Raw genomic sequence first — 24,679 nt, 5'->3', positions numbered from 1 at the left:
CTGACGAAGCCGATGCTTCGCAGTTCGCCACCAAGTTCGAAACCAACCGCACCCGTGCTGAAGTGGCTGCTGAAGCCGCTACCGTGGCACAAACCCGCAGCCAAGAGCCTGCTGGTTCGCGTGTGGTGACCTACAAGTCCACCGCTGACCGCGCTGCTGTGCGTGCCCAGGCTGCTGAAGCCCTGCGCACCGGCCAGATTTCTTCGGGCGAAATCGGCAACGCGATGTAATTGCCACAGGCCCCGTGCGTACGGCATGGGGGCTTTGTGAAAAAGCTGTGCAAATGCAAAAGGCCGGGGCCCTGTGAAGGGCCCCGGCCTTTTTTGTGGCGCCACTACGATAGTGGCCCAACGCTCAGGGGATCAGCGTGACGCCGGTCTTGGCCTGGAGGGCCTCAAAGGTCACGCCCGGAGCCAGCTCCACCACCTTCAGGCCCTGAGGCGTCACGTCCAGGACAGCCAGGTCGGTGATGATGCGGTCGACCACGCCCACGCCCGTGAGGGGCAAGGTGCACTGGGGCAGGATCTTCAGGTCCTCGGTGCCATCCTTCTTCTTGGCCACGTGCTCCATGAGCACGATCACGCGCTTGACGCCCGCCACCAGGTCCATGGCGCCGCCCATGCCCTTGACCATCTTGCCGGGAATCATCCAGTTGGCCAGGTCACCCTTTTCGCTGACCTGCATGGCACCCAGGATGGACAGGTTGATCTTGCCGCCACGGATCATGGCAAACGACTGGTCGCTGCCGAAGATGGACGAGCCCTTGATGGTCGTCACCGTCTGCTTGCCGGCATTGATCAGGTCCGGGTTCACCTGGTCTTCGGTCGGGAAGGGACCGATGCCCAGCATGCCGTTCTCGGACTGCAGCCACACTTCCTTGTCACCGGTGAAGTTGGCCACCAGCGTGGGGATGCCGATGCCCAGGTTCACATAAAAGCCGTCTTCGAGTTCTTGGGCCGCACGGGCGGCCATCTGGTCTTGGGTCCACGGCATGGTCAGGCTCCTGCTTTCTCGGTGATCGTTCGTTTTTCGATGCGCTTTTCGGGGTTGGCATTGAGCACGATGCGGTGCACGTAAATGCCAGGCAGGTGGATGTCGTCGGGGGCCAGTTCGCCCACTTCCACGATCTTTTCCACTTCGACGATGCAGACCTTGCCTGCGGTAGCAGCAGCCGGGTTGAAGTTGCGCGCGGTGAGGTTGAAGCGCAGGTTGCCCGACTTGTCGGCCACGTCGGCCTTGACCAGCGAAACCTCGGGCACCAGGGAGCGCTCCATCACATAGGTTTCGCCATCGAACTCGCGCAGCTCCTTGCCGTCGGCCACGATGGTGCCCACGCCGGTCTTGGTGAAGAAGGCGGGGATGCCCGCGCCGCCAGCGCGCAGCTTCTCGGCCAGCGTGCCCTGGGGGGTGAATTCCAGCTCCAGTTCGCCCGCCAGGTACTGGCGCTCGAACTCCTTGTTCTCGCCCACGTACGACGAGATCATCTTCTTGATCTGACGGGTTTCGAGCAGCTTGCCCAGACCAAAGCCGTCCACGCCCGCGTTGTTGGAGATCACGGTGAGGTTCTTGACGGCCGAATCACGCAGCGCGTCGATCAAGGCTTCAGGAATGCCACACAGCCCGAAACCGCCTACAGCCATGAGTTGGCCGTCTGCAACCACGCCCTTCAGGGCTTCGGCTGCGGAGGGGAATATCTTGTTCACCACGATCTCCTTATGAATGGGATGCGCTACGATACTACGTACTTAAATAAGTAGTTTTCCGTAAAGATTAGCACTATGGAAGTGGATTACCGGCTCGCTTTTGACATGGCTCCCGTGGGGCTGGTGCTGTCGCGCAACCGCACCATGGTCGACTGCAACCGCCATGTGTGCGAGATGTTCGGTGCCTCACGCGAGGTGCTGATCGGCCAGTCGTTCCAGATACTTTATCCGAGCGCTGACGAGTACGAGCGCCTGGGCGCACACATGGAGCCCATCCTGAACGCCAAGGGCCACTATGCGGACAACCGCATCATGAAGCGCGCCAATGGCGAGGTCTTCTGGTGCCACGTGTCGGGCCGCGCACTCAACCGCAATGCCCCGCATGAATCAGGTATCTGGAGCTTTGAGGACCTCAGCTCGCAGCGCACCGTGAAGGCCGAGCTGACGGGCCGTGAGCGGGAGGTGGCCGCACGCCTGCTGGAAGGCCTGACCTCCAAGGAGATCGGCCGGGCGCTCGAGATCAGCCACCGCACCGTAGAGATCTACCGCGCGCGCCTCATGCGCAAGTACAACGCGTCCACCGCAGCCGACCTGGTGCAAAAACTGCTCGCAGGCGGCTGAAGCGGGGCGACCTGTGCGTCGCCCCCACCAGTCGCGGGCCTGCTACTTGGCAGGTCCCACAGGTCCGTCAATGACTTCCGCAGCGGTGCGAAACGCCTCTACCGCCGTCGGCAGGCCGCAATAGACGCTGGCGTGCAGCAGCACCTCCTGCAGTTCCTCGGCCGTGGCGCCATTGTTCAGCGCTCCACGCACATGGCCTTTGAGCTCATGCTGCTTGCCCAACGCGATCAGCATGGAAACCGTGATGAGACTGCGGGTCTTGCGGTCCAGCCCGGGGCGCTGCCAGACATCGCCCCACGCATTGCGCGTGATGTATTCCTGGATGGGCTGCGTGAAAGAAGTGGCGTTGCCCAGCGCACGGTCCACAAAATCATCACCCATGACCTCTCGGCGGGTGGCCAGGCCTTTTTCGTAGTCTTTGGACGGGGTTGCTGTCACGCGCACTCTCCTTGAAAGGTTGAAACATCAAGGCCCGATGGTAGCGAGCAAGCGCAACGCCCCCGTCATGAAAACCACAGAACAAAAAGCCCAGCGCGTGCACTGCACACACCGGGCTCGATCAAGGCATGCTCAGCCCACCCCATGCCATCCTTCAACGGCATGGAGCAGAGGCCCTGGGATTCAGGCGCTGGCGCCGCCTGCGGCCAGATCAAACCGGTCGAGGTTCATCACCTTGGTCCAAGCCTTGACGAAGTCCTGCACAAACACCGCCTGCGCATCACTGCTGGCATAGACCTCGGCCAGCGCACGCAGCACGGAGTTGGAGCCAAACACCAGGTCGGCCACCGTGCCGGTCCATTTTTTGGCACCGGTGCTGCGGTCCACACCGTCCAGCACACCTGCTGCGCCCGCCGACTTCTGCCATTGGGTGCGCATGTCGAGCAGGTTCACAAAGAAATCATTGCTCAAGGTGCCGACGCGCTGCGTGAAGACACCATGGGCCGCCTGGTCCACATTGGCACCCAGCACGCGCAGGCCCCCCACCAGCACCGTCATCTCGGGTGCCGTCAGCGTGAGCTGGTTGGCGCGGTCCACCAGCGCCTCGGCCACGGCGCCTTCCAGGCCAGGGCGCACGTAGTTGCGAAAGCCATCGGCCACAGGCTCCATGACCTCGAAAGAAGGCACATCGGTCTGCTCCTGCGAGGCGTCGGTGCGGCCGGGGGTGAAGGGAACGGTCACGTCCTGCCCTGCCTGCTTTGCGGCTGCCTCCACGGCAGCGCCACCGGCCAGCACGATCAGGTCCGCCAGCGAGATCTTCTTGCCACCCGTCTGCGCCGCATTGAAGTCGCGCTGGATGGCTTCGAGCTGGCCCAGCACCTTGGCCAGTTGCACAGGCTGGTTCACTTCCCAATCCTTCTGAGGAGCCAGACGGATGCGCGCGCCGTTGGCGCCGCCCCGCTTGTCGCCGCCCCGGAACGTGGAGGCAGAGGCCCAGGCCGTGGATACCAGTTCCGAAATCGACAAGCCCGATGCCAACACCTTGGCCTTGAGCGCAGCGATGTCCTGCGCGTTCACCAGCGCATGGTCCACGGCAGGCACAGGGTCTTGCCAGACCAGCACTTCGGCGGGCACCTCCGGCCCCAGATAGCGGGCACGCGGCCCCATGTCGCGGTGCGTGAGCTTGAACCAGGCGCGCGCAAACGCGTCGGCGAACTGGTCAGGGTGCTCCAAGAAGCGGCGCGAGATCTTTTCGTAGGTCGGGTCAAAGCGCAGCGACAGGTCGGTGGTGAGCATGGTGGGCACCAGCTTTTTCGACGGGTCGTGGGCGTGCGGGATCGTCGCTGCCGCCCCCTTGGCCGTCCACTGGTGGGCGCCTGCAGGGCTCTTGGTCAGTTCCCATTCGTAGCCAAACAGGTTCTCAAAATAGTTGTTGCTCCACTGCGTGGGCGTGGTGGTCCAGGTCACTTCCAGGCCACTAGTGATTGTGTCGCCGCCCTTGCCAGAGCCATGGCTGCTCTTCCAGCCCAGACCCTGTTCTTCGATGCCTGCGCCTTCGGGCTCCTTGCCCACCAGCGCGGCATCGCCAGCACCGTGGGTCTTGCCAAAGGTGTGGCCGCCAGCGATGAGCGCCACGGTTTCCTCATCGTCCATGGCCATGCGCGCAAAGGTGTCGCGGATGTCGCGCGCGGCAGCGAGGGGGTCGGGGTTGCCGTTCGGGCCTTCGGGGTTCACATAGATCAGGCCCATCTGCACGGCGGCCAGCGGGTTGGCCAGATCGCGCTCGCCGCTGTAGCGCTTGTCGCTGCCCAGCCAGGTCGATTCAGCGCCCCAGTACACGTTCTCATCGGGTTCCCACACGTCGGGGCGGCCGCCCGCAAAACCAAAGGTCTTGAAGCCCATGGATTCGAGCGCCACGTTACCCGCCAGAATCATCAAATCGGCCCACGAAATCTTGCGGCCATATTTCTGCTTGACCGGCCAGAGCAGGCGGCGCGCCTTGTCCAGATTGGCGTTGTCGGGCCAGCTGTTGAGCGGCGCAAAGCGCTGCTGCCCTGCCCCGGCGCCACCCCGGCCGTCGGCCAGGCGGTAGGTGCCCGCGCTGTGCCACGCCATGCGCACAAACAGCGGCCCATAGTGGCCAAAGTCTGCAGGCCACCAGTCCTGTGAGTCGGTCATCAGCGCCCTCAGGTCGGCCTTCACGGCCGCCAGGTCCAGGCTCTTGAATTCCTCGGCGTAGTTGAAGCCGTCACCCATCGGGTCGGTGAGCGGCGAGTTCTGGTTCAGGGGGCGGAGATTGAGCTGGTTGGGCCACCAGTCGGCATTGCGGGGGCCCGTGGGCGCGGCCTTGGTGTGGTCAAAGGGGCACTTGGCTTCTGTCGTCATGGGTCATCTCCTGTGAAAGCGCGTCGGCAAAACGTATCGACAGGACAGATGGTAGGAAGCAAACCATGACAGGTAAATTGAATCGATTGAATCTCATCAATAGCCAATTTCAATAAAACACCTGCGCTCCATTGATTTCACTGCACCCCATGGATTCATCAATCAAACAGGAGATCGCTCTAACGCAAGCGAGCCAACGGCAGTCCAGGTGCCCCCATGTCAGCGCGCAGGATGCGACCATGGGTGGAGTCCGTGACATACACGGTAGTGCGCCCTGCCCCGCCAAACGCCAGATTGGTGGTGGAGCTGCCCGGCGCACCGCGCAGCACCTGCACCGGCTCGGCCCGGTGGTTCAGCACCCACACATAGCCCAGGCCGGGGTTGGCCACCAGCAGGTGGCCTTCGGCATCCACGGCCAGGCCGTCGGGGCCGCTGGGGCCGTACGAGGTGAAGAACTGGCTGACCTTGGCCACGCTGCCATCGGGCAGCAGCGGCACGCGCCACACGCAGTTGCCGCGCGTCACCGCCAGGTACAGCACGCGGCCATCGGGCGACAGGGCCACACCGTTGGGGCTGGGCACGTTGTGCAGCAGCAAGTCGAGCTGGCCGTTGGGTCGCAGGCGGTACAGGCGGCCACTCGGGTCGTGCAGACCACTCTGGCCTTGGTCGGTGAAGTAGAGGTTGCCTTCGGCGTCAAAGATCAGGTCGTTCACACCCTTAAAGCGCTCGCTGTTGCGGCGCTGCAGGTACGGTGTGACCGCACCCGTGGCCACGTCCAGCTGCATCAGGCCGTTTTTGTAGTCGGTGATGAGCAGCGTGCCGGGCTTCAAAAACTTCAGTCCGTTGGGCTCGCCGTCGTACTCGGCCACCAGCGCCCATTCGCCTTGCGGGTTGATGCGAAAGACCCGGCCCCAGGGGATGTCGCTGACGTAAAGGTTGCCCGCATCATCAAACACCGGGCCTTCCAGAAACGAATCGGTGATGGTGCCGCCCCGGTTGGCATCGGCCCAGTCGCTGCGCTCGCGGCGGCGAAAGTGCTCGGGCATGGTGGTGAACAGGTCGAGATCGCGGACCTCAGGGGCTTGCAGCAAAAACATGGCGGGTCTTTCCAATTCGTTCAGATGACTCGTTCAAGCGGGGGCGGCGGTATCGAAACCATACAGCCGCGCCGGGTTGTCGACCAGGATGCGGTCCATGGCGGCATCGCTGGCGGTCCAGGCCTGCAGCAAATCCACCAGATCGGCATCGTTCACGGTGCCAGGCGTCTCGGTGGTGTGCGGCCAGTCGCTGCCCCACACCAGGCGCTCGGGCGCAGCCTGCACCAGGGCCCGGCCCAGCGGCAGCGTGTCGGCGTAGCTGGGGCCATGCACGGTCGAGCGCATGTAGGCACCCGAGAGCTTGACCCAGGTGTTACCGCCATCGAGCAGGCCGCGCACCACGCCATAGGCCTGCGCAGCAGGGCCTTGGGCCGGGTCGATGCGGCCCAGGTGGTCGATGACCAAAGGCACAGGCAAGGTGTGCAACTGCGGCGCGAGTTCGATGAGTTGCTCAGGGTGCACAAAAATCTGGATATGCCAGTCCGCGCAGTCCGGATGATCAGCCACCTTGCGCGCCAGCGTGGCCAGCATGTCGGGTGTGGTGGTGCCCCACGATTGGGGCGAGACAAAGTTGACCCGCAGCCCGCGCACACGGCGTGCGGCCAGGTGGGCCAGTTCATCCGCGCTGACCTCTTCGCCCACCACGGCGACACCGCGCGCAGCGTCGCCCAGTTGGTCCAGCGCATCCAGCGTGCACGCGTTGTCGGTGCCGTAGGTGGATGGCGTGACCACCACCGCGCGCGCGGTGCCCAGCCGCTCTTGAAGCTGCCGATACGCCGCCACGGGCGCCACCGGCGGCGTGCGCGGCCAGTGGCTTGACGGCGCAAAGCGCGGATCAAAGATGTGCATGTGGCTGTCGCAAGCGCCGGGCGGCAACGGGCGCTGTGGGCGGTTCAGGCCCACGGAGTGCGGCACGGGCGTGGTCAGCGCTGGCAGGGGCATAGGTCAGTCCAGCTTGATATTGCCCTTCTTCACCACCTCGCCCCACTTTGCGTCTTCCTTCTTCAGGAAGGCGGCAAATTCTGCAGGCGTGGAGCCCACGGGCTGTGCGCCCAGTTCGGCCAGGCGCTGCTTCACTTCGTCTTCCTTCAGCACGTCTTGCAGGGCCTGCTGCAGCTTGGTGGCGATGGGGGCGGGCACGCCTGCGGGCAGGAACACGCCGTTCCACTCATAGGCCTCGTAGCCGGGGATGGCAGCTTCGGCCACGGTGGGCACATCAGGCAAGCGCTTGGATCGTTCAGGCGCCGACACAGCCAGTGCGCGCAGTTTGCCGCCTGCCACATGCGGGTAGGTGGCGGCCACGGTGCCGAACATGAAGTCCACCTGGCCTGCCATCACATCGGTGATGGCGGGGCCGCCGCTCTTGTAGGGCACATGCACCATATCGAGGCCCAGCTTCTGCGCCATCAGCTCTGCCGCGAGGCGCTGCACCGTGCCGCTGCCGCCCGAGGCAAAGTTGATCTTGCCCGGCTGTGCCTTGGCCTTGGCAATCAGCTCGCCCACGTTCTTGTAGGGCGCATCGGCCTTCACGATGAGCACGTTGGGCGCCAGCAGCACCAGCGACAGCGGCTGCAGTGCGTTGGCGGCGTACGGCATCTTGGGGAACAGGTGCGGGTTGATGGAGTACGGCGTGGCGTCGTACAGCATGGTGTAGCCATCTGCCGGGGCCTTGGCCACAAAGCTGGCGCCAATGGTGCCGCTGGCACCGGCCTTGTTGTCCACGATCACACTGCCGCCCAGCTTGGCCCCCAGGCGGGTAGCCACCACACGGGCCACGGCATCGGCCGCACCGCCGGGGGCGTAGGGCACGACGATGGTGATGGGCCGGTCAGGAAAGGCGTGGGCCACGCCAGCAGCCAGGGCGCAGGCGGCGATCAGGGGTTTGAGGAAGCGAAGCATCGGTGTCTCCAATCAGTTCTGGGTTCTACAACAGGGCCGCTCAATCTGCTTTGAGGTCGAGCGCTTTTGCAATCTGGCTATAGGTGGTCACTTCGCGGGCCACGCGGGTGGCAAAGGCGTTGCCGCAGACCGATTCAGCCTCCATGCCCATACCGCGCAGCTTCTCGGCAGCCGACGGACTCTTGGCAAAGTCGGCCGCCGTGCGCTCCAGCGCCTGAGCGATGGACTCGGGCAGTCCCGCCGGGGCCAGCACGCCGTACCACACGTCAGCCGCGTAGTTGCCACCGCCCGCCTCGGCAAACGTGGGCACATCGGGCACCAGGGCCGAGCGCTGGGGCGCGCCCACGGCCAAGGCGCGCAGCTTGCCACTCTGGATCTGCGGCAGCACCGAGCCCACGGTGGCGAACGAGCTGTCGAGCTGGCCGCCCATCAGGTCCGTCACCACCGGCGCGGCGCCCTTGTAGGGCACGTGGTTGAGCTGCAGGCCCTGAGCGCGTGCAAACACCTCGGTGGCGAAGTGGCCTGAGCTGCCCACCCCCGCCGTGCCTGCCGTCACGCGTCCGGGCTCTGCACGGGCCTTGGCCTGGTAGTCGGCCAGCGTCTTCACCGGCAGGCCGGGCGCCACCACTAGCACCGTGGGGCTGCCCGCCACAGTGCACAGCGGGCGGAAGGACTTCACTGCATCAAACTTGACGCGGCCCTGGTACAGCGCCGGAATCATGGTGTGGTTGGTGGCACCAAACAGCAGCGTGTAGCCATCGGCCGGGGCGCTGGCCACGGCCTGCGCGGCAATGACGGTGCCCGCACCGGGCTTGTTGTCGATGATGAAGGGCTGGCCCAGCGCCTTGCTCGCGTGGTCGGCAAATGCGCGCGCCACCACATCGGTGGGGCCGCCTGCGGCAAAGCCCACCACCAGCTTCACGGGCTTGGTGGGGTAGGCTGCTGCGCCCGTTTGCGCGCCGGCGGAGCCAGACGCTACCCAAACGATAGCTGCCAGCGCATGATTGACTAGCGCAAGAGGCCTATTTTTCTTGAAATTGCGTGCCATGGTCTGTTGTCTCCTGTGGGGCCGGGCACCCTGCCCGGCCATGTTTTGGGGGCAAGCCTGCGCTCAGGCGACGGCTACTGCGTGCGGCGCACGGGCCAGCACAGCCAGCAGGTTCTTGGCTGCGCCCACACCCATGTTCACGTAGGCGTCGCTCGTCACGCCGCCGATGTGGGGGCTGAGGATGAAGTTCTTCTCGCCCTGGAAGGGATGGCCTGCCGTCATGGGCTCTACCGCAAAGCTGTCGAGCCCCGCCGCCATGACCTGGCCCGAGCGCACCGCGGCCAGTAACGCGGCCTCGTCGATCAGGCCGCCGCGTGCGGTGTTCACCACAATCACGCCGCGCTTGCATTGCGCCAGCGTGGTGGCGTTGAGCATGCCCCGGTTGTCGTCGGTCAGCGGGCAGTGCAGCGAGATCGCATCCGATTCGCGCCAGATCGTTTCCAGGTCCACCGCTTGCACGTACGCGGGCAGGTTTTTGGCATACGGGTCAAACCCAATCACCCGCATGCCCAGTGCGTCGGCCATCTTGGCAAAACGCAGGCCAATGGCGCCCAGGCCCACCAGGCCTACGGTGCGGCCACCCAGTTCCAGGCTCTTGTGGGTGGCCTTGTCCCAGTGACCGGCGTGCATGCGCGCATCGAGTTGCACCACCGATTTGGCACAGGCCATCAGCAGCGCCAGTGCCTGCTCGGCCACGGCGGCGGCGTTGGCGCCCACGGCGGCCACCACTTCAATGCCACGGGCTTTGGCGGCGACCTTGTCGATGGTGTCAGTGCCACTGCCGTGCTTGGAGATGACCTTGAGCACGGGGGCTGCGTCCATCACGGCCGCGCCCACCTTGCCGTAGCGCACGATCATGGCTACGGGGTTGTGCGTGCGGCACAAGGCCACCAGGTCTTCTTCCGTGGGTGTCTTGCCTGCGTAGACGATTGCGTAGTCCGTGAGCAGGTCGAGGGCTTGTTGCGCCAAGTCGGCGCCAGTCACGATGATGGTGGGCTGGCTCACAGGGTTTCTCCTTCTTTCAGCACGCCCGCGGCGCGCAGGGCGGCGGGCAGCCACTTCGAGGCGGTATCGCCCCGGGCAATGGCTTCGATGCGGGCGGCTTCATCGGCCACCTTCTTGTCGGCCAGGGCCAGCATGGCGGGGGCTTTTTCGCGCTCGATGACGACCACACCATCGGCATCGCCCACCACCAGATCACCGGGGTTCACGGTGGCACCACCGGCGCTGATGGGATGGTTGATGCGGCCGGGCACAAATTTGGTGGGGCCTGCGGGGTTGACGCCCGCGCTGAACACGGGGAAGTCCAGCTCCAGAATTTCCAGCTTGTCGCGGATGGCAGCGTCCACAATCACGCCCGCCAGGCCACGCTTCTTGCAGGCGCTAAGCATCAGCGTGCCCATCAGCGCGGCGGTCTGGTCGCCCTTGCCGTCAATCACCAACACATCACCTGGCTGGGCGAGCGCGATGGCGGCGTGGATCATGAGGTTGTCGCCGGGGCGCACCTCCACAGTGAAGGCGGGGCCCGCCACCTTCATGTTCTGGTGCACAGGTGCCACGCGTCCATGCATGGTGCCGCGGCGGCCTGCCACATCGGCCAGGATGGCGGCTTGGAAGGTGGCGGCTTTGGCCACGACGCCGGCGCCCACACGCTCGATGGTGCGGATGATTTCAGGGAGTTGGTTCATGGGAATAGTCCGGTTGAGGGAATGAAAACGAGGAAGCAGCGGTATGTTTTTGACAGGTGGTGGATCGCAGGTATCAGTCGGCCTTGATGCCGCCGTCTTTGATCACCTTGGCCCACTTGGCAGAGTCGGCCTTTTGCAGGTCGCCCAGCTGCTGGGGCGTGCCGCCCACCAGCGTCACGCCCAACTTGTCGGCCAGGGCAATGAGGGCGGGGTCTTTCAGCGTGGCGGCAATCTCGCGGTTCAGGCGCTGCACGATGGCGGTGGGCGTCTTGGCGGGGGCGAACACGGCCTGCCACTGTTCCACCACAAAGTCCTTGATGCCCGCCTCCCCCATGGTGGGCACGGCAGGCAGGGCCTTGAGGCGCTGGGCCGACGTGACGGCCAGGGCGCGCAACTTACCCGACTGCACATGTGGCAGAGCGGCAGCTGCGGGGGCGAACATGAACTGCACCTGCTCGGCCAGCGTGTCCTGCAGCGCCGGGGTGTCGCCCTTGTAGGGCACATGGATGAAGCGCGCGCCGGTCTGCTGCTGCAGCAGCTCGCCCTGCATTTGCAGGATGGTGCCGTTGCCGCCCGAGGCAAAGGCCAGCTTGCCGGGCTCGGCCTTGGCAGCGGCCAGCAGGTCGGCCACCGTCTTGAACGGCTGGTTCGCCCCCACCACCAGGATGTGCGGGATGGTGCCCACGGTGATGACGGGCTCAAACGCCGTGATGTGGTCGTAGGGCAGCTTGGCCATGAGGTGCGGCGCAATCGCCTGCGGGCCGATGGACGTACCCAGCAGCGTGAGCCCGTCGGGCGCCGCCTTGGCCACATAGGCTGCACCGATGGTGCCCGTCGCCCCGGCCTTGTTGTCCACGATGACGTTGGTGGACAGCGCCGCGCCCAGCTTGAGAGCAATGTTGCGGCCCAGCACATCGGTGCTGCCCCCAGCGGGGTACGGCACCACCCAGGTGATGAGCTTGCCCGCAGGCCAGTCGCCCTGCGCCCAGGCGGGCAACCCGGCCCCCACACCGGCGCCCGCAAGGGCCAGGGTGGTCAACAGTTGGCGGCGCTGCACGCCGCGCGGGGAAAGGGGAAACAAAGAGGTCATGGTGCAAGGCCCTCAGACAGGGGTGGGGGATGAAGAAATCGATACCGGCGCAAAGCCGTAAAGCGCGGCGGGGTTGGTGACCAGCACGCGGTGCAGCGCATCGGCACCGGCCTGATCGCACCAGCGCGCCAGGGTGTCGATTTGCAGTGCGTCGTCCGGCACTGAGTGCAGGCCGGCACTTGCTGTGGCATGGGGCCAGTCGCTGCCCCACAGCACGCGCTCAGGCGCCGCACGCAGGTAGCTGGCGGCCAGCGCATCGAGTGCCGGGTCGTCCACCGCGTGGGTGGCGCTGACGATGTAGCCGCCCGAGAGCTTGACCCAGGCCCTGCCCTCGCCCATCAGCTGCAGCAGCAGCGCGTGGGCCGGGTGCTTTCCAGCTTGCTCGGGTGCGATGCGGCCCAGGTGGTCAAACACCAAGGGCACGGGCACACTGCGCAGCACATCGCCCAAGCTAGCCAGCACATCGAGCGCCATCAACAGCTGCAGGTGCCAGCCCCAGGGCGCAATGCGCCGGGCCAGCGGCAGGATGGAGTCCACCGAGCCGGTGACGCCCAGCGACAGATTCAGCCGCACGCCGCGCACCCCGGCGTCGTGCAGGGCCTGCAGTTGCGCATCGCTCTCGCTGCCATCGATCACGGCCACGCCCCGGGCCTGCGCGCCCAACGCGGCCAGGCCCTGCAGCATGCAGCGGTTGTCTGCCCCGTAGGTGGATGGCGTGACCAGCACCGTGCGCTCGGTCCCCAGGCGCTGCTGCAGCGCACGGTAGTCGCTGGCCGACGCATCGGGCGGCAGCAGCTTGGCACCGGGCGCCGTGGGAAAGCGCTGGTCGTACACATGCACATGGCAGTCGCAGGCCCCCGCAGGTAGTGTGGTGCGGGGCGCCGCCGTTCCCAAGGAAAACAGTACGGGCGTGGCAAGGCAATCGCGGGTCATGGCGATAGGCTGTCAGCGGGGATGAGCGTGGCGCGGCGCTATCAGTCCAGGCTGGCGCCCGAGTCCTTCACGATCTTGGACCAGCGGGGCACTTCGGTGCGCAGCAGGGCCGAAAACTGCTCGGACGTGCCACCCAGGATTTCGCCGCCTTCAGAGCGCAGCTTGTCGGCCACGTCCGGCTGCTTGAGGGCCTGGTTGATGGCCTTGTTGAGCTGCGCCACGATGGCTGCGGGCGTGCCCGCCGGGGCCAGCACACCGAACCAGGTCACAGCCTCAAAGCCCTTGAACCCGGACTCGGCCAGCGTGGGCACATCGGGCAGTTGCGCGGAGCGCTGGGCCGAGGTGATGGCAATGACCTTGAGCTTGCCATTGCGCACATGGCCCAGCAGTGTGGGCACGGATGACATGTACAGATCGATCTGCCCGCCCATCAGGTCCGTCATGGCCTGGGCTGCGCCCTTGTACGGGATGTGGCGCAGCTGGATGCCAGCAGCGTTCTCGGCCAGTTCACCGGCCAGATGGGCGACGGTACCGTTGCCCGAGTAGCCCAGCGTCAGCGCCTCGGGCTTGCCCTTGGAGGCAGCCACCACATCGGCAAAGGTCTTGAAGCGCGAGTTGACGGGCACGGCCATCACGATGGGCGAGGACGACACCAACGCCACCGGTGCCAGGTCCTTGAGCGGGTCGTAGGGCAGCTTCTTGTACAGCGTGGGGTTGATGGCGAGGTTGCTGGTCTGCCCCATGACCAGCGTGTAGCCGTCCGGGTCGGCCTTGGCCACAGCGTCCACCCCCAGGTTGCCACCGGCGCCGGGGCGGTTGTCCACGATCACGCTCCACTTGTTCTGGTCGGCCATCTTCTGCGCCACGGCGCGGGCGATCATGTCGGTGCCACCGCCGGGGGGGAACGGAACAATCAGGCGGATGGCCTTGGCGGGGTAAGCCGTCTGAGCCTGCGCAGCGCCGTGGGGCACGGCCACGGCCGCAAGGCCCAGGAAAGCGGCGCACAGGCGCGCACTCAAAGAACGTGAAAGCGATGAAAAAGCGGTCATGGATTTGTCTCCGTTATGGTGGTTTGTCACACCGGACTGCTAAGGCCGGTTCGGGCCGGGCGCCGTGGTGTGCGAATGTACGCACGCGTTTCAGCCCATACAATGCAGTTGCATACAATGAAACGAATTGCACCATGAGCAACCAGCCCTCTTCACCCGCGCGCCCTGCCCCGCGCACGGCCGTCAAGCCGAATACCACCATGGCTGTGACCGAGGACAGCGCAGACGCGCCGACAGATGCCGCGCCCAAGGACACCGGTGGCGTGATCGCCGTGACGCGTGCCCTGCAGGTGCTGGAGGCCTTTGCACTGGGCGAATCCAGCCTGTCCCTGGCAGAGCTGAGCCGCCGCTGCAGCCTTCACAAGACCACCGTACTGCGCCTGGCGCGCACGCTGGCGCAGTCAGGGTTCATGGTGCAGCGCGAAGACGGCGACTGGCGCCTGGGCCCGGCCGCGGGCTGGCTGGGCGCGCGCTACCAAGCCGGCTTTGACGTGCAGAACGTGCTGGAGCCCGCGCTGCGTGAACTGACCGTTGCCACGGGCGAAAGCGCTGCGTTTTACGTGCGTGAAGGCAATGTGCGCACCTGCCTCGTGCGCGTGGAAGGCCCGCAAGCGCTGCGCCACCACGCCCGCATGGGCGAAGGATTGCCGCTGGACAAGGGCTCACCGGGCCGCGTGATCCTGGCGTTTTCGGGCGAGCCGGGCAAAGCCTATGAAGAGATCCGCAAGAAGGGCTACCACTGGTCGATTGGTGAACGGGAACAGGGCGTGGCCACCGTGTCGGCGCCGGTGTTTGGCATGCACTGGCGGCTCATGGGCTCGGTGTGCATCTCAGGTCCGGCCTCGCGTTTGCCCGCCGAAAAGCTCGAAGCGCTGGCGCACACTGTGGTTGCTGCGGCGACGCAGTTGTCCTACGCACTGGCAGGGAGTTCGGCAGCCCAGTCCCATGCCCCCGTGCGAGCGACCCAGTGGCATCCGTGATACTTGCGTTCGTTATCCACCACACACGAAAACCCAGGAGACCGCCGTGAGCCGCTACCCCTTCCCCGACCTGAACACCCTGCCCGAAGACATCCGCGCCCGCATTCTCGAAGTGCAGGAGAAGGCAGGCTTCATCCCCAACGTGTTCCTGGCGTTTGCGCGCCGCCCGGCCGAGTGGCGCGCGTTTTTTGCTTACCACGATGCGCTCATGCTCAAGGAAGAAGGCAGCCTGACCAAGGGCGAGCGCGAGATGATCGTCACCACCACCAGCGCCGCCAATCAGTGCCTGTATTGCGTGGTGGCGCATGGAGCGATCCTGCGCATCTACGAGAAAAAGCCGCTCATCGCCGACCAGGTGGCCGTGAACTACCGCAAGGCGGACATCAGCCCCCGGGAGCGGGCCATGCTCGACTTCGCCATGAAGGTGTGCCAGAACGCCCACAAGATCGACGACGCCGATTTCGAGGCCCTGCACCCGCATGGTTTCGATGACGAGGACATCTGGGACATCGCCGCGATCACGGCGTTCTTTGGCCTGTCCAACCGCATGGCCAGCTTTGCCGGCATGCAGCCCAACCCTGAGTTCTATCTGATGGGGCGTGTGCCCAAGGCCAAGCCTGCGGCCTGATCCCCCCCATGCGCGCCGCAGCAACGATCTCGCTCTGTGTGCTGGCCGCCCCCGCAGTGCAGGCTGCAGGGTTTGGGCCGCCGGAGGGCACGCTGCCCATTCACCCCTTGCCGGTGGCTGTGCCTGCGGGCGCACTGTCGCCGCTGCGGTCCTCCGCCCTCTTCCACGAAGAGTCCAGCACCGGGGCGGCGCCCACGTACTACCTGGGTGCCGGTGTGGCCGGCTCGCGCCTGCAAATCCCTGACTCGCCCGGCGCCACGGCGTGGCAGGTGGTGCCCACAGCGGCTTGCGCGCGCCTGGAGCCCGTGCCCCCTGCGCTGCTGCGAACACCCTCCGTGCAGGCCGTCTTGGTGCAGCAAAACCCTCTGCCCATGGAATGCGCTGCAGCCTTTGAAGGGAGCTGCACCAGCCGCGACGGAAAGCTGCGCATCACCACGGCCTTCGAGGGCCGTCGCCGCGCCGCGCGCGTGGGTGGCGGTTTTTTCGGCACCGAGGGCACTATCGACACCACCTTATACACCGGCGTGCGCACGCTCAGCATCGAACACCTGCCCAGCCGTCTGGCGCTGCGCATGCAGGAGCGCCTGAACAACAGCAACGGCTACAGTGCCCCGCAGACAGCCATCCGCTATCTGCCGGAGCTGCGGCGCCTGCTCTTGCTGGGTGCCTCCGAGGCACAGGGCATGCCCATGGCGCACTGCGTAGCCCTGCCGCCCGGTTGATGGTATCCATGGCCTTCTGGTCGCCACGGGGTGGCGCCCCCCCAACTACCCGTCCTCTAAGCCTCAGGCAGGCAAGCCAACGTCTTCCTGAAGCACCCAGGGCTGCTGCGCCCGCCACTGGTCCAACCAACCCGGCACCTGCTGCGCAGGCATGGGCCGCGCAATACCATACCCCTGGCCCAGCACGCAGCCCATGGCCAGCAGCTTGCGGCCGTGGGCCACGGTCTCTACGCCCTCGGCAATCACCTTGCGATTGAAGGCCTTGGACAGGCCGACCACGCCCTGAACGATCGCCAAATCATCCCGGTCATCGAGCATGTCACGCACAAAACTCTGGTCGATCTTGAGCAGCTCTGCGGGCAGCTTTTTCAGGTAGGTCAGCGACGAGTAGCCCGTCCCGAAATCGTCCAGCGCAAAACGCACGCCCAGCTTGGCACATGCGTGCATCAGGCCTGACACCTGGGCCATGTCTTGCAGCGCGCTGGTCTCCACGATCTCCAGCTCCAGCGCCGACGAAGGCACCGTGGGGTGAGCGGCCAGTGCCTGGCGCAGCTTGTGCACAAAGTCATCCTGCTGCAACTGCCGGGAGAACACATTGACGCTGACCGGCAGGTGCAGCCCCGCCGCCAGCCACTGCGCCATCTGCGACAAGGCCAGGTCCAGCACCCGCTCGCCAATCGCAATGGCCAGGTCATGGTCTTCAATCACCGGCAGGAACTGGCCCGGCGCCAGCAGGCCCCGTTCGGGATGCAGCCAGCGGACCAGCGCCTCCATGCCCACCACCTCGCCCGTCTGCATGTTGACCTGGGGCTGGTAGTACAGCACCAGCTGGTGCTGCGAAATGGCAGCGGCAATCTGGTCCAGGCTTTCGCGCTTGATGCGGATGGCGGCATCGCTGGCCACATCGAACAGGTGGAACCGGTTTTTGCCCGCCTGCTTGGCCAGGTACATGGCTTGGTCAGCATGCCGGATGAGCTGCTCCGAGCTGGAGCCGTCTTGCGGGTAGATGGTGACGCCGATGCTGGCGGAGACTTGCAAGGAATTGCCGCCCACCTGCAACGGCTCTGCGGCCACCTGCAGCAGCCGCAGCAGCAGGGGTTCGCAGTCGTGCTCGGTCGACAGGTCGGACATGACGGCCACAAACTCGTCCCCGCCTATGCGCGCCAGCGTGTCGCCATCGCGCAGTGCCAACCGCAGGCGCTTGGCAATCGCCACCAAAAACTCGTCGCCCGCCGCGTGGCCATAGCGGTCGTTGATGTCCTTGAAGCCATCCAGGTCCAGAAAGGCCACCGCCAGCGACTTTTGCCGCCGCACGCAGTGCGCCATCGCCTGCTGCAGCCGGTCGGCCAGCAGCACGCGGTTGGGCAGGTGCGTCAGCATGTCAAAGTGCGCCACCTCGGCCAGTTGCTCGTTGATGCGGCGCATCTGCGCGTTGGCGGCCTCCAGCTCGGCCTGGCTGCGCAGGCGCTCCGTCATGTCGCGAACGATCATGCTGCTGTATTGGCGGCCCTCGCTGTCTCCGTAGATGCTGGAGCTGATCTCGGCCGTGAATCGGCTGCCATCGCCCCGGACCATGGTCAGCAGGCCGGCCGCCTGCCCTATCTGCTCGCGCCGCCCGAGCAGCTCATGCAGCCGGGGATCGGTGGGGTCGGCCAGCCCCGCGCGCCCCCGGGCAATGATTTGCGCCTCGCTCAAGCCGAAGAGGCGGCACGCCGCCTGGTTCACGGCCAGCACGGTGCCATCGGGCGAGGTGAGCAGCACGGCGTCCATGCTGTTGTCAAACAGCGCCTGGAACTTGAGTTCGCGGTCCTGTAGCTGCGACGTCAGCTTGCGCCGCATGGTGATATCGACAAAGGTCACCACGATCTTGTCGAGCTGTCCATCGGCGGTGAACCACGGGTCGGCCCGGCTGAGCACCCAGCAGATGTCTGCATCCTTGCCACGGACGATGCCTCCCACTATCCCGTTGACGGGTTCACGGGTCGCAAGCACCCGCGAGGCGGGGTAGTCGGACACCGGCATCACAGCCCCTTGCTCGTTCACGAAGGACCAGGCCGGGTCGATCAGCTGCTTGCCGGTCATCTGCTCAAAACTCAGCCCCAGCAGCTTGCTGGCCTCGGCGTTGCAGCGCACCACGGCGCCCGTCGCATCGTGGATGACCAGGCCGGTCATCAGGTTGTCGATGAGGGACCGCTGCTCGGTCTCGCTCTCCCGCAGCACCCGCTCCACAGCCAGCCGCTGCTGCTCGGCCTCTTGCTCACGGCGGGCAAGGCGCCGTGATACGAGCTTGATGAACACCAGCAACAGGGCCGTCAACGCCAGCGGCGTGTCGATGCTGCGGGCCCAGACCTGAAAGAACCGGATCTCGGGCTGCCCCACAAAGACGGTCGCAGGGAGCTTGTCGAGCCGGTGGAACAGGTTGATGAAGTTTTGCCCGTTCAACAGCGCATTGGGCCCCTCGACCCGGCCTTGCACCGGGAACTGGTGCTGCGTGAGATACCGTATCAGCGCCCCGTCCCGGCGTGTGCCGTACACCTCGTCTTTGGTGACCGTGGCGGGCACGGGATAGCGGGACATCAGGTAGCCGTCATCGCGCAGCACCCCCACGGTGATTTGCTGCACCAGCGGTGCGTCCTGCCAGAGCGACTCCAGAAAATCGACCGGAAACACGTCCGTCAGCACCGCCCGGGGCTGCCCTTGCGCGTCCCGCAGCACATGACGCAAGGTGAACACCCAGTCCTGGCCCTGCGCGTCACGCTGGGGTCGTCCCAGGTAGATGTCGTGAAGGTCCTTCGCGTCCCGCGCAAAGTCCTGAAAGCCGGATTGATCCGCCACATCGCGCTGGACGTTCCTGCCCGCCGTATGGGACGAGGCCAGTACCTTGCCGTTCATGTCGGTCAGGGAGATCTGGCGGACTTCGGGGCGGTGCTTACCGTAGTCCGCCAACAGTTGCTGAGCCAGCGCCAGGTTGTCGATGCCACCGGGGGAGACGGCCATCGTTTCTGCCAGGCCGAACATGCCGGCGCGTTTGGAGAGAAGGAAGGTGTCCAGCGTCCGAGTCAGCAGCATCAGGTTGGACTGCATGTGCTGCTCTTCCCGCTCCTTTACCTGGCCCCATTCGTCAAAGGCGTACAGACCCACCATCAAAAGAACCGACGCGATGACCAGATTGGTCACCTTGTGGATGCTGTTGGCAGCTGCGCTTGCTTGGATGGATGGATTCATTCAGAAAGCACAAAACGGCACGTCGGTGCAGGGTGGGGAGTCTCCTTCCCCGGCTCTATTCGTTTTCTTCGGTCGTCCTTCAGGCCATCCTAACAGGTAACAAATTGAACGAGGTTACCCTGCAAGCGCCACTGCAAGCCGCTGGGCCGTAGCGTGCACGCGGTCCAGATGGAGGGGTTGCACGTCGGCCGCAAACCAATCCACGCCAGCCCGAAAACTATGTTTTTGATAGCAACTCAGGCATGTGATACCTGCGCTACCGGCCAAAATGATCCCCAAACGGGTGCAGAAAACCCCCACCGAGGCAGGGGCCCGCCCTGCGGATCAACCAGCCGTCACCAGTGCCCGCATCCAGTCCGGCAGCGGTGCGGCCTTCTGCTGCGGAAAGTCCACCCAGATCGTTGTGGCGCCGCCCGCCGCACAAATCACGCCCGGCTGGTCCACGCGTTCCATCGTGCCCCAGGTCTCGAACGTGGTGCGGCCCGGGTCGCTCACGTAGAGCTTGAGAAGCACATCGGCCGGGTATTCGAGCTGCTTGTAAAAGTTGCAGAACGCATTGACGATGACCGGTCCTTGCCCGCGCGGGTCAGGGTTGCAGCCCACCGACACCATCCACTCGATGCGCGCGGTTTCCAGGTAGCGAAAGTACACGGTGTTGTTGACATGGCCCATTGCATCCATGTCACCCCAGCGCACCGGGAACCGCATCTCAAAGACCAGCTTCTTGACCTCAGGGATTTCGATTTTCATAGCCGCCCGTACCCCGGGGATCAGACCGCGAAGCCGTCGTCGGCAGCGATCACCGCGCCGTTCACAAAATGGCTCTGGTCGCTGGCCAGCATCACCAGCAGCGCATCCAGGTCCTGCGGCTGGCCCACGCGCTTGCGCGGCAGCATGTCCATGAGCTTCTTGCCCTGCTCGGTCTGCCAGTGGTGGTGGTTGATTTCCGTGTCGATATAGCCGGGGCAGATCGCATTCACGTTGATGCCGAACCGGCCCCACTCCAGGGCCATCGCCCGGGTCATCTGCACCACGGCGGCCTTGCTCATGCAATACGCGCCAATTTGCGGCAGCACCTTCAGGCCCGCCATCGACGCGATGTTGATGATGCGCCCGCCGGTGAAGCTGCCCGGCGCTGCGCCGCGCGAGCGGGCCAGCATGCGCTTGCCCACCTCTTGCGCCACAAAGAAGGCGCCCTTCACGTTGGTGTCGAAAATGAAATCGTAGTCCTCGGGCGTCACGTCCTGGATGCGCTGCGTGGTGCTCACGCCCGAGTTGTTCACCAGGATGTCGATCGACCCCATTTCGGTCTCGGCATGGGCCACGGCGGACTTGATGGAGTCGTGGTCGGTCACGTCCAGCTCGATCACATGGGCGTCACCGCCCTCGCCTTCGATGCGGGCACGCAGCTCCTTGAGTTTTTCCACCCGGCGGCTGGCCAGCACCACGCCTGCGCCCGCGCGGGCCAGCGTGCGGGCAAACTGCGCGCCCAGGCCGCTGGAGGCGCCCGTGATGAAGGCCACGCGGCCGGACAAGTCAATGCTGTATGCCATTTAGAGTCTCCCTACTGATCAAAATAGAACGGTCGTTCGATTGTCTATATTCCGTGAATACAATCAGTCGCCAGACAGACAGGGCGCGGTCGGCGCTCTGTAGAAAATAATCCATTATCAAACGCCCGACGAGAAGCCCATGACCAACGAAGAAATCCTCGCCCAATACGGCCCCCGCGAATCCATGGAATACGACGTGGTGGTCGTTGGCGGCGGCCCTGGCGGCCTTGCCACTGCGATCCGCCTGAAGCAACTGGCGGCCGAAAAAGGCCAGGACGTCTCGGTGGTGGTGCTGGAAAAAGGCTCCGAGCCCGGTGCACACATCCTGTCGGGCGCCATCATGGACCCCAAGGCCCTGACCGAGCTGATCCCCGACTGGAAAAAGCGCGGCGCTCCGCTGAACCAGCCCGTCACCGACGACGCCTACATCTTCCTGAGCGAAAAGTCGGGCTTCCGTGTGCCCAACATGTTCCTGCCGCCGTTTGCGCAGAACCATGGCAACTACATCATCAGCCTGGGCAACCTGACCAAGTGGCTGGGCGAACAGGCCGAAGCCCTGGGCGTGGAAATCTTCCCCGGCTTTACGGCCGCTGAAGTGCTCTACAACGACAACGGCTCCGTCAAGGGCGTGGCCACCGGCAACATGGGTATTGGCAAGGACGGCGAGCCCACCGAGAACTTCCAGCTGGGCATGGAACTGCTAGGCAAGTACACCGTGTTTGCCGAAGGCGCACGCGGCCACCTGGGCAAGCAGCTGATCGCCAAGTTCCACCTCGACAAGGACCGCGACCCGCAAAGCTTCGGCATCGGCGTGAAGGAGCTGTGGGAAATCGACCCCAAGAAGCACCAGCCCGGCTTTGTGATGCACACCGCCGGCTGGCCCATGGAGAACGACACCTACGGCGGTGCCTTCCTGTACCACCTGGAGGGCAACAAGGTGGCCCTGGGCTTCGTCACCGGCCTGGGTTATGCCAACCCCTACCTGAGTCCGTTCGAAGAATTCCAGCGCTGGAAGACACACCCCAACGTCCGCTACTACTTCGAAAACGAAAAGGGCGAGATCACCGCCAAGCGCCTGTCCTATGGCGCGCGCGCCATCAACGCCAGCGGCATCAACGCTTTGCCCAAGACGGTGTTCCCGGGCGGCGCACTGGTGGGCTGCAACGCGGGCTACCTGAACGTGGGTCGCATCAAGGGCAGCCACGCCGCCATCAAGACCGGCATGCTGGCCGCCGAAGCCGCTTATGACGCCGTGGTGGCAGGCCGCCAGCACGACGAGCTGACCGCCTACCCCGAAGCCTTCGAAAAGAGCTGGCTGCATACCGAGCTGAACAAGGACCGCAACTTCAAGAACTGGTTCAAGTACGGCCTGACCACCGCCACGCTGATGAACGGCTTTGAGCAGTTTGTGCTGCGCGGCCACATCCCCTGGACGCTGCACCGCGACAAGCCCGACCACGCGTACCTGAAGCCTGCCGCCGAGTGCAAGCCCATCGTCTACCCCAAGCCCGATGGCAAGCTCACGTTCGACCGCCTCTCCAGCGTATTCATCAGCAACACCAACCACGAAGAGAACCAGCCCGCCCACCTCACGCTCAAGGACCCGAGCGTGCCGGTCAACATCAACCTGGCCAAGTACGCCGGCCCCGAGGCACGCTACTGCCCGGCGGGTGTGTACGAGTTTGTGCCCGACACGACCAAGGGCGGCGAGGCCCAGCGCCTGCAGATCAACGCGCAAAACTGCGTGCACTGCAAGACCTGCGACATCAAGGACCCCACGCAGAACATCGTGTGGGTCACGCCGGAAGGCGGCGGTGGCCCGAACTACGCGGGCATGTAAGCACCGTCAAAATTCATAGCACCTTGCGCTTGAAGGGCCTGCACTGCAGGCCCTTTTTCATGAAAATCAGTCCGATCTGCAGCGCAATACCCCTCCTCATGCGGCTGCGCGCGTGAGCTGAAACTGCCCCATCGCACCCGCCAGCCGGTTGGCCTGGTCCTTGAGGCTCTGGGCCGCTGCGGCGCCCTGCTCCACCAGCGCGGCGTTCTGCTGCGTCATGTGGTCGAGCTGGTCCACCGCCTGGCTCACCTGGCCGATCTGCGTGCTCTGCTCGCTGCTGGCCTCGTTGATCTCCGACATCAGCGTGGTCACACGCTCCACGCTTTGCACGATGTCGCCCATCGTGGACCCTGCTGTCACCACCAGCCGGGCGCCGTCACTCACCTTGTCCACGCTGGTGGAGATCAGCGCCTTGATCTCGCGCGCCGCATTGGCGCTGCGCCCGGCCAGGCCCCGCACCTCGCTGGCCACCACGGCAAAGCCGCGCCCCTGCTCGCCCGCACGGGCCGCCTCCACGGCCGCATTGAGCGCGAGGATGTTGGTCTGGAACGCAATACCGTCGATGATGCCCACGATGTCGGCGATCTTCTTGCTGCTGGCATTGATCTCTTCCATGGTCTTGACCACCTGGTTGACCACTTCGCCCCCCTTGCTGGCCACTTCGGTGGCGTTGAGCGCCAGCGCGTTGGCCTGGCGCGTGCTGTCGGCATTGGCGGCCACCATCTGCGCCAGTTGGGCAATGCTGGCCGCCGTCTGCTGCAGGTTGCTCGCCGCGTGCTCGGTGCGCATGCTCAGATCGGTGTTGCCTGCGGCCACTTCGGAGCTGGCCACATGGATGGATTCGCCCGAGTCACGCACCTCGGTCACCACGTAGTGCAGTGACTCGACCATCTTGTCCAGCGCAGTGAGCAGCTGGCCGATCTCGTCGGTGCGCTGGGTTGGCATGCGCACCGTGAGGTCGCCCTGCGCCACCACAGCGGCCGCCTCGGAGGCCTGGCGCAGCGGTAACACGATGGAGCGCCGCAGCAGCCAGCCAAACAGCGCCGACAGCGCCACCACCACCAGCACCGCCACGGCGCTGATCCATTGCGCACGGGATGCGTCGGCAATCATGCTGTCGCCCGCGTTCAGGGAGGACTGCTCCGACGCCGCGAGCAACTGGTCGATGGACCGCAGGTATTGGGTCAACGCGGCGGCGTGCTCCTGCAGCTCCTTCTGGCTGATGATCTTGGCTTCGAGGGCGTTCTGCACCAGCGCGTCCCGCAGCACGGCGTATTTCTGGCGCTCGGCCTGGGCCTGTGCCCACAGGGGCCTCGCGCTCTCACTGGAAGACGCCTTGGTCAGCGCTTCATCAATGCGCTTGCGCATCGCGTCTTCGGCAGCGATTTGGTTGCGCATTTCGGCCACCAAGGGGAACACATCGGACGACAACGTGGCGCGCAACGCAATCTGGCCGATATAGACCGACTGGGTTTTCCAGTCACGCACGGTGCGCTCAATGGGCAGTTGCTCCGTGGTCAGCAACGTGGCCTGGCGGCTTGTGTCCTGCCCTGTGAGCCAGGTGGTGGCCCCCAGCAGCGCCACCGCAAAGCCCAGGATGCCAAAGCTGGCCGCCAGCTTTTGCCCCACGCTCAGAGTCCGGCGGCGCCGGGCAGGTGCTGGGCTCTGAGCGGCAGCGTCTGGCACGGCACGGCTGAACTCCGCGCCTGCTGGTGCGGCGGAGAAGGCGGCGCCGCCAGGCGCCCCGGATGTGGCGGGCAAATTGTTCATGAGCGTTCTC

The 24,679-nt window shown here is 65.2% G+C and carries 23 protein-coding genes; 6 read left to right on the top strand and 17 right to left on the bottom strand.

What is annotated here, in order from left to right; all coding sequences use genetic code 11:
- Positions 1–230: DUF4148 domain-containing protein (locus ACODSM_RS20605; RefSeq protein WP_488806721.1), on the top strand; the 230-nt coding region annotated here is incomplete at its 5' end.
- Positions 231–354: 124 nt separating this feature from the next.
- On the opposite strand, the gene ACODSM_RS20600 is transcribed toward ACODSM_RS20605, so the two are convergent.
- Together ACODSM_RS20600 and ACODSM_RS20595 are read right to left on the bottom strand one after the other, a co-directional pair.
- Positions 355–993, bottom strand: a complete 639-nt coding sequence (locus tag ACODSM_RS20600; RefSeq protein WP_015014314.1) for a 3-oxoacid CoA-transferase subunit B — start codon at positions 991–993, stop codon at positions 355–357.
- A 2-nt stretch (positions 994–995) separates the two neighbouring features.
- Complete coding sequence (locus ACODSM_RS20595; protein ID WP_309823868.1) at positions 996–1,703, bottom strand: CoA transferase subunit A; 708 nt, start codon at positions 1,701–1,703, stop codon at positions 996–998.
- A gap of 75 nt (positions 1,704–1,778) precedes the next feature.
- On the opposite strand from ACODSM_RS20595, the gene ACODSM_RS20590 reads away from it, so the two are divergent.
- Positions 1,779–2,324, top strand: a complete 546-nt coding sequence (locus ACODSM_RS20590; protein ID WP_015014316.1) for a LuxR C-terminal-related transcriptional regulator — start codon at positions 1,779–1,781, stop codon at positions 2,322–2,324.
- Positions 2,325–2,366: 42 nt separating this feature from the next.
- Here the strand turns inward: ACODSM_RS20590 and pcaC are convergent, their stop codons facing one another.
- The 11 genes from pcaC to ACODSM_RS20535 form a co-directional block, all read right to left on the bottom strand.
- On the bottom strand, positions 2,367–2,762 hold the full coding sequence (gene pcaC / locus ACODSM_RS20585; protein WP_488806720.1) for a 4-carboxymuconolactone decarboxylase: 396 nt from the start codon (positions 2,760–2,762) through the stop codon (positions 2,367–2,369).
- A 183-nt stretch (positions 2,763–2,945) separates the two neighbouring features.
- Positions 2,946–5,147 (bottom strand): catalase/peroxidase HPI, encoded by a 2,202-nt coding sequence (gene katG, locus ACODSM_RS20580; RefSeq protein WP_488806719.1) that lies wholly within the window; start codon positions 5,145–5,147, stop codon positions 2,946–2,948.
- Positions 5,148–5,326: 179 nt separating this feature from the next.
- Positions 5,327–6,244: an SMP-30/gluconolactonase/LRE family protein gene (locus tag ACODSM_RS20575; RefSeq protein ID WP_488806718.1), complete on the bottom strand. Its 918-nt coding sequence runs from the start codon at positions 6,242–6,244 to the stop codon at positions 5,327–5,329.
- A gap of 33 nt (positions 6,245–6,277) precedes the next feature.
- On the bottom strand, positions 6,278–7,186 hold the full coding sequence (locus tag ACODSM_RS20570; RefSeq protein WP_488806717.1) for an amidohydrolase family protein: 909 nt from the start codon (positions 7,184–7,186) through the stop codon (positions 6,278–6,280).
- 3 nt (positions 7,187–7,189) lie between these two features.
- The gene (locus ACODSM_RS20565) at positions 7,190–8,143 is read right to left on the bottom strand and encodes a tripartite tricarboxylate transporter substrate binding protein (protein WP_488806716.1); all 954 of its coding nucleotides are present in this window, start codon (positions 8,141–8,143) and stop codon (positions 7,190–7,192) included.
- Positions 8,144–8,183: 40 nt separating this feature from the next.
- The gene (locus tag ACODSM_RS20560) at positions 8,184–9,191 is read right to left on the bottom strand and encodes a Bug family tripartite tricarboxylate transporter substrate binding protein (protein ID WP_488806715.1); all 1,008 of its coding nucleotides are present in this window, start codon (positions 9,189–9,191) and stop codon (positions 8,184–8,186) included.
- Between the two features lie 63 nt (positions 9,192–9,254).
- On the bottom strand, positions 9,255–10,196 hold the full coding sequence (locus tag ACODSM_RS20555) for an NAD(P)-dependent oxidoreductase (protein ID WP_488806714.1): 942 nt from the start codon (positions 10,194–10,196) through the stop codon (positions 9,255–9,257).
- On the bottom strand, positions 10,193–10,879 hold the full coding sequence (locus tag ACODSM_RS20550; RefSeq protein ID WP_488806713.1) for an RraA family protein: 687 nt from the start codon (positions 10,877–10,879) through the stop codon (positions 10,193–10,195). Before ACODSM_RS20550 ends, ACODSM_RS20555 begins: the two co-directional genes overlap by 4 nt.
- A gap of 73 nt (positions 10,880–10,952) precedes the next feature.
- The gene (locus tag ACODSM_RS20545) at positions 10,953–11,969 is read right to left on the bottom strand and encodes a Bug family tripartite tricarboxylate transporter substrate binding protein (protein ID WP_488806712.1); all 1,017 of its coding nucleotides are present in this window, start codon (positions 11,967–11,969) and stop codon (positions 10,953–10,955) included.
- Positions 11,970–11,981: 12 nt separating this feature from the next.
- Positions 11,982–12,902: an amidohydrolase family protein gene (locus tag ACODSM_RS20540; RefSeq protein ID WP_488806711.1), complete on the bottom strand. Its 921-nt coding sequence runs from the start codon at positions 12,900–12,902 to the stop codon at positions 11,982–11,984.
- A 41-nt stretch (positions 12,903–12,943) separates the two neighbouring features.
- Positions 12,944–13,951, bottom strand: coding sequence for a Bug family tripartite tricarboxylate transporter substrate binding protein (locus ACODSM_RS20535; RefSeq protein ID WP_209819804.1), 1,008 nt, complete (start codon positions 13,949–13,951; stop codon positions 12,944–12,946).
- Positions 13,952–14,085: 134 nt separating this feature from the next.
- On the opposite strand from ACODSM_RS20535, the gene ACODSM_RS20530 reads away from it, so the two are divergent.
- Genes ACODSM_RS20530 through ACODSM_RS20520 form a run of 3 tightly spaced genes read left to right on the top strand, consistent with a single transcriptional unit; the run spans position 14,086 to position 16,281 of the window.
- Positions 14,086–14,931, top strand: coding sequence for an IclR family transcriptional regulator (locus ACODSM_RS20530; RefSeq protein WP_488806710.1), 846 nt, complete (start codon positions 14,086–14,088; stop codon positions 14,929–14,931).
- Between the two features lie 46 nt (positions 14,932–14,977).
- Positions 14,978–15,559: a peroxidase-related enzyme gene (locus tag ACODSM_RS20525; RefSeq protein ID WP_488806709.1), complete on the top strand. Its 582-nt coding sequence runs from the start codon at positions 14,978–14,980 to the stop codon at positions 15,557–15,559.
- An 8-nt stretch (positions 15,560–15,567) separates the two neighbouring features.
- Positions 15,568–16,281, top strand: a complete 714-nt coding sequence (locus tag ACODSM_RS20520; RefSeq protein ID WP_488806708.1) for a hypothetical protein — start codon at positions 15,568–15,570, stop codon at positions 16,279–16,281.
- A 63-nt stretch (positions 16,282–16,344) separates the two neighbouring features.
- Here the strand turns inward: ACODSM_RS20520 and ACODSM_RS20515 are convergent, their stop codons facing one another.
- The 3 genes from ACODSM_RS20515 to ACODSM_RS20505 form a co-directional block, all read right to left on the bottom strand.
- On the bottom strand, positions 16,345–19,506 hold the full coding sequence (locus ACODSM_RS20515; RefSeq protein WP_488806707.1) for an EAL domain-containing protein: 3,162 nt from the start codon (positions 19,504–19,506) through the stop codon (positions 16,345–16,347).
- Between the two features lie 324 nt (positions 19,507–19,830).
- Complete coding sequence (locus ACODSM_RS20510) at positions 19,831–20,256, bottom strand: acyl-CoA thioesterase (protein ID WP_110958852.1); 426 nt, start codon at positions 20,254–20,256, stop codon at positions 19,831–19,833.
- A 20-nt stretch (positions 20,257–20,276) separates the two neighbouring features.
- Positions 20,277–21,059, bottom strand: coding sequence for an SDR family oxidoreductase (locus ACODSM_RS20505; protein WP_015014335.1), 783 nt, complete (start codon positions 21,057–21,059; stop codon positions 20,277–20,279).
- A 139-nt stretch (positions 21,060–21,198) separates the two neighbouring features.
- Here ACODSM_RS20505 and ACODSM_RS20500 point away from each other — a divergent pair, with 139 nt between their 5' ends.
- Positions 21,199–22,899: an electron transfer flavoprotein-ubiquinone oxidoreductase gene (locus ACODSM_RS20500; protein WP_488806706.1), complete on the top strand. Its 1,701-nt coding sequence runs from the start codon at positions 21,199–21,201 to the stop codon at positions 22,897–22,899.
- Positions 22,900–22,995: 96 nt separating this feature from the next.
- On the opposite strand, the gene ACODSM_RS20495 is transcribed toward ACODSM_RS20500, so the two are convergent.
- Complete coding sequence (locus ACODSM_RS20495) at positions 22,996–24,669, bottom strand: methyl-accepting chemotaxis protein (RefSeq protein ID WP_488806705.1); 1,674 nt, start codon at positions 24,667–24,669, stop codon at positions 22,996–22,998.
- Between the last annotated feature and the right edge of the window lie 10 nt (positions 24,670–24,679).

The organism is Acidovorax sp. FG42, assembly GCF_057809195.1.
The sequence above is the reverse complement of the archived record's forward strand: the minus strand, read 5'-3'. Positions and strand labels throughout refer to the sequence as shown.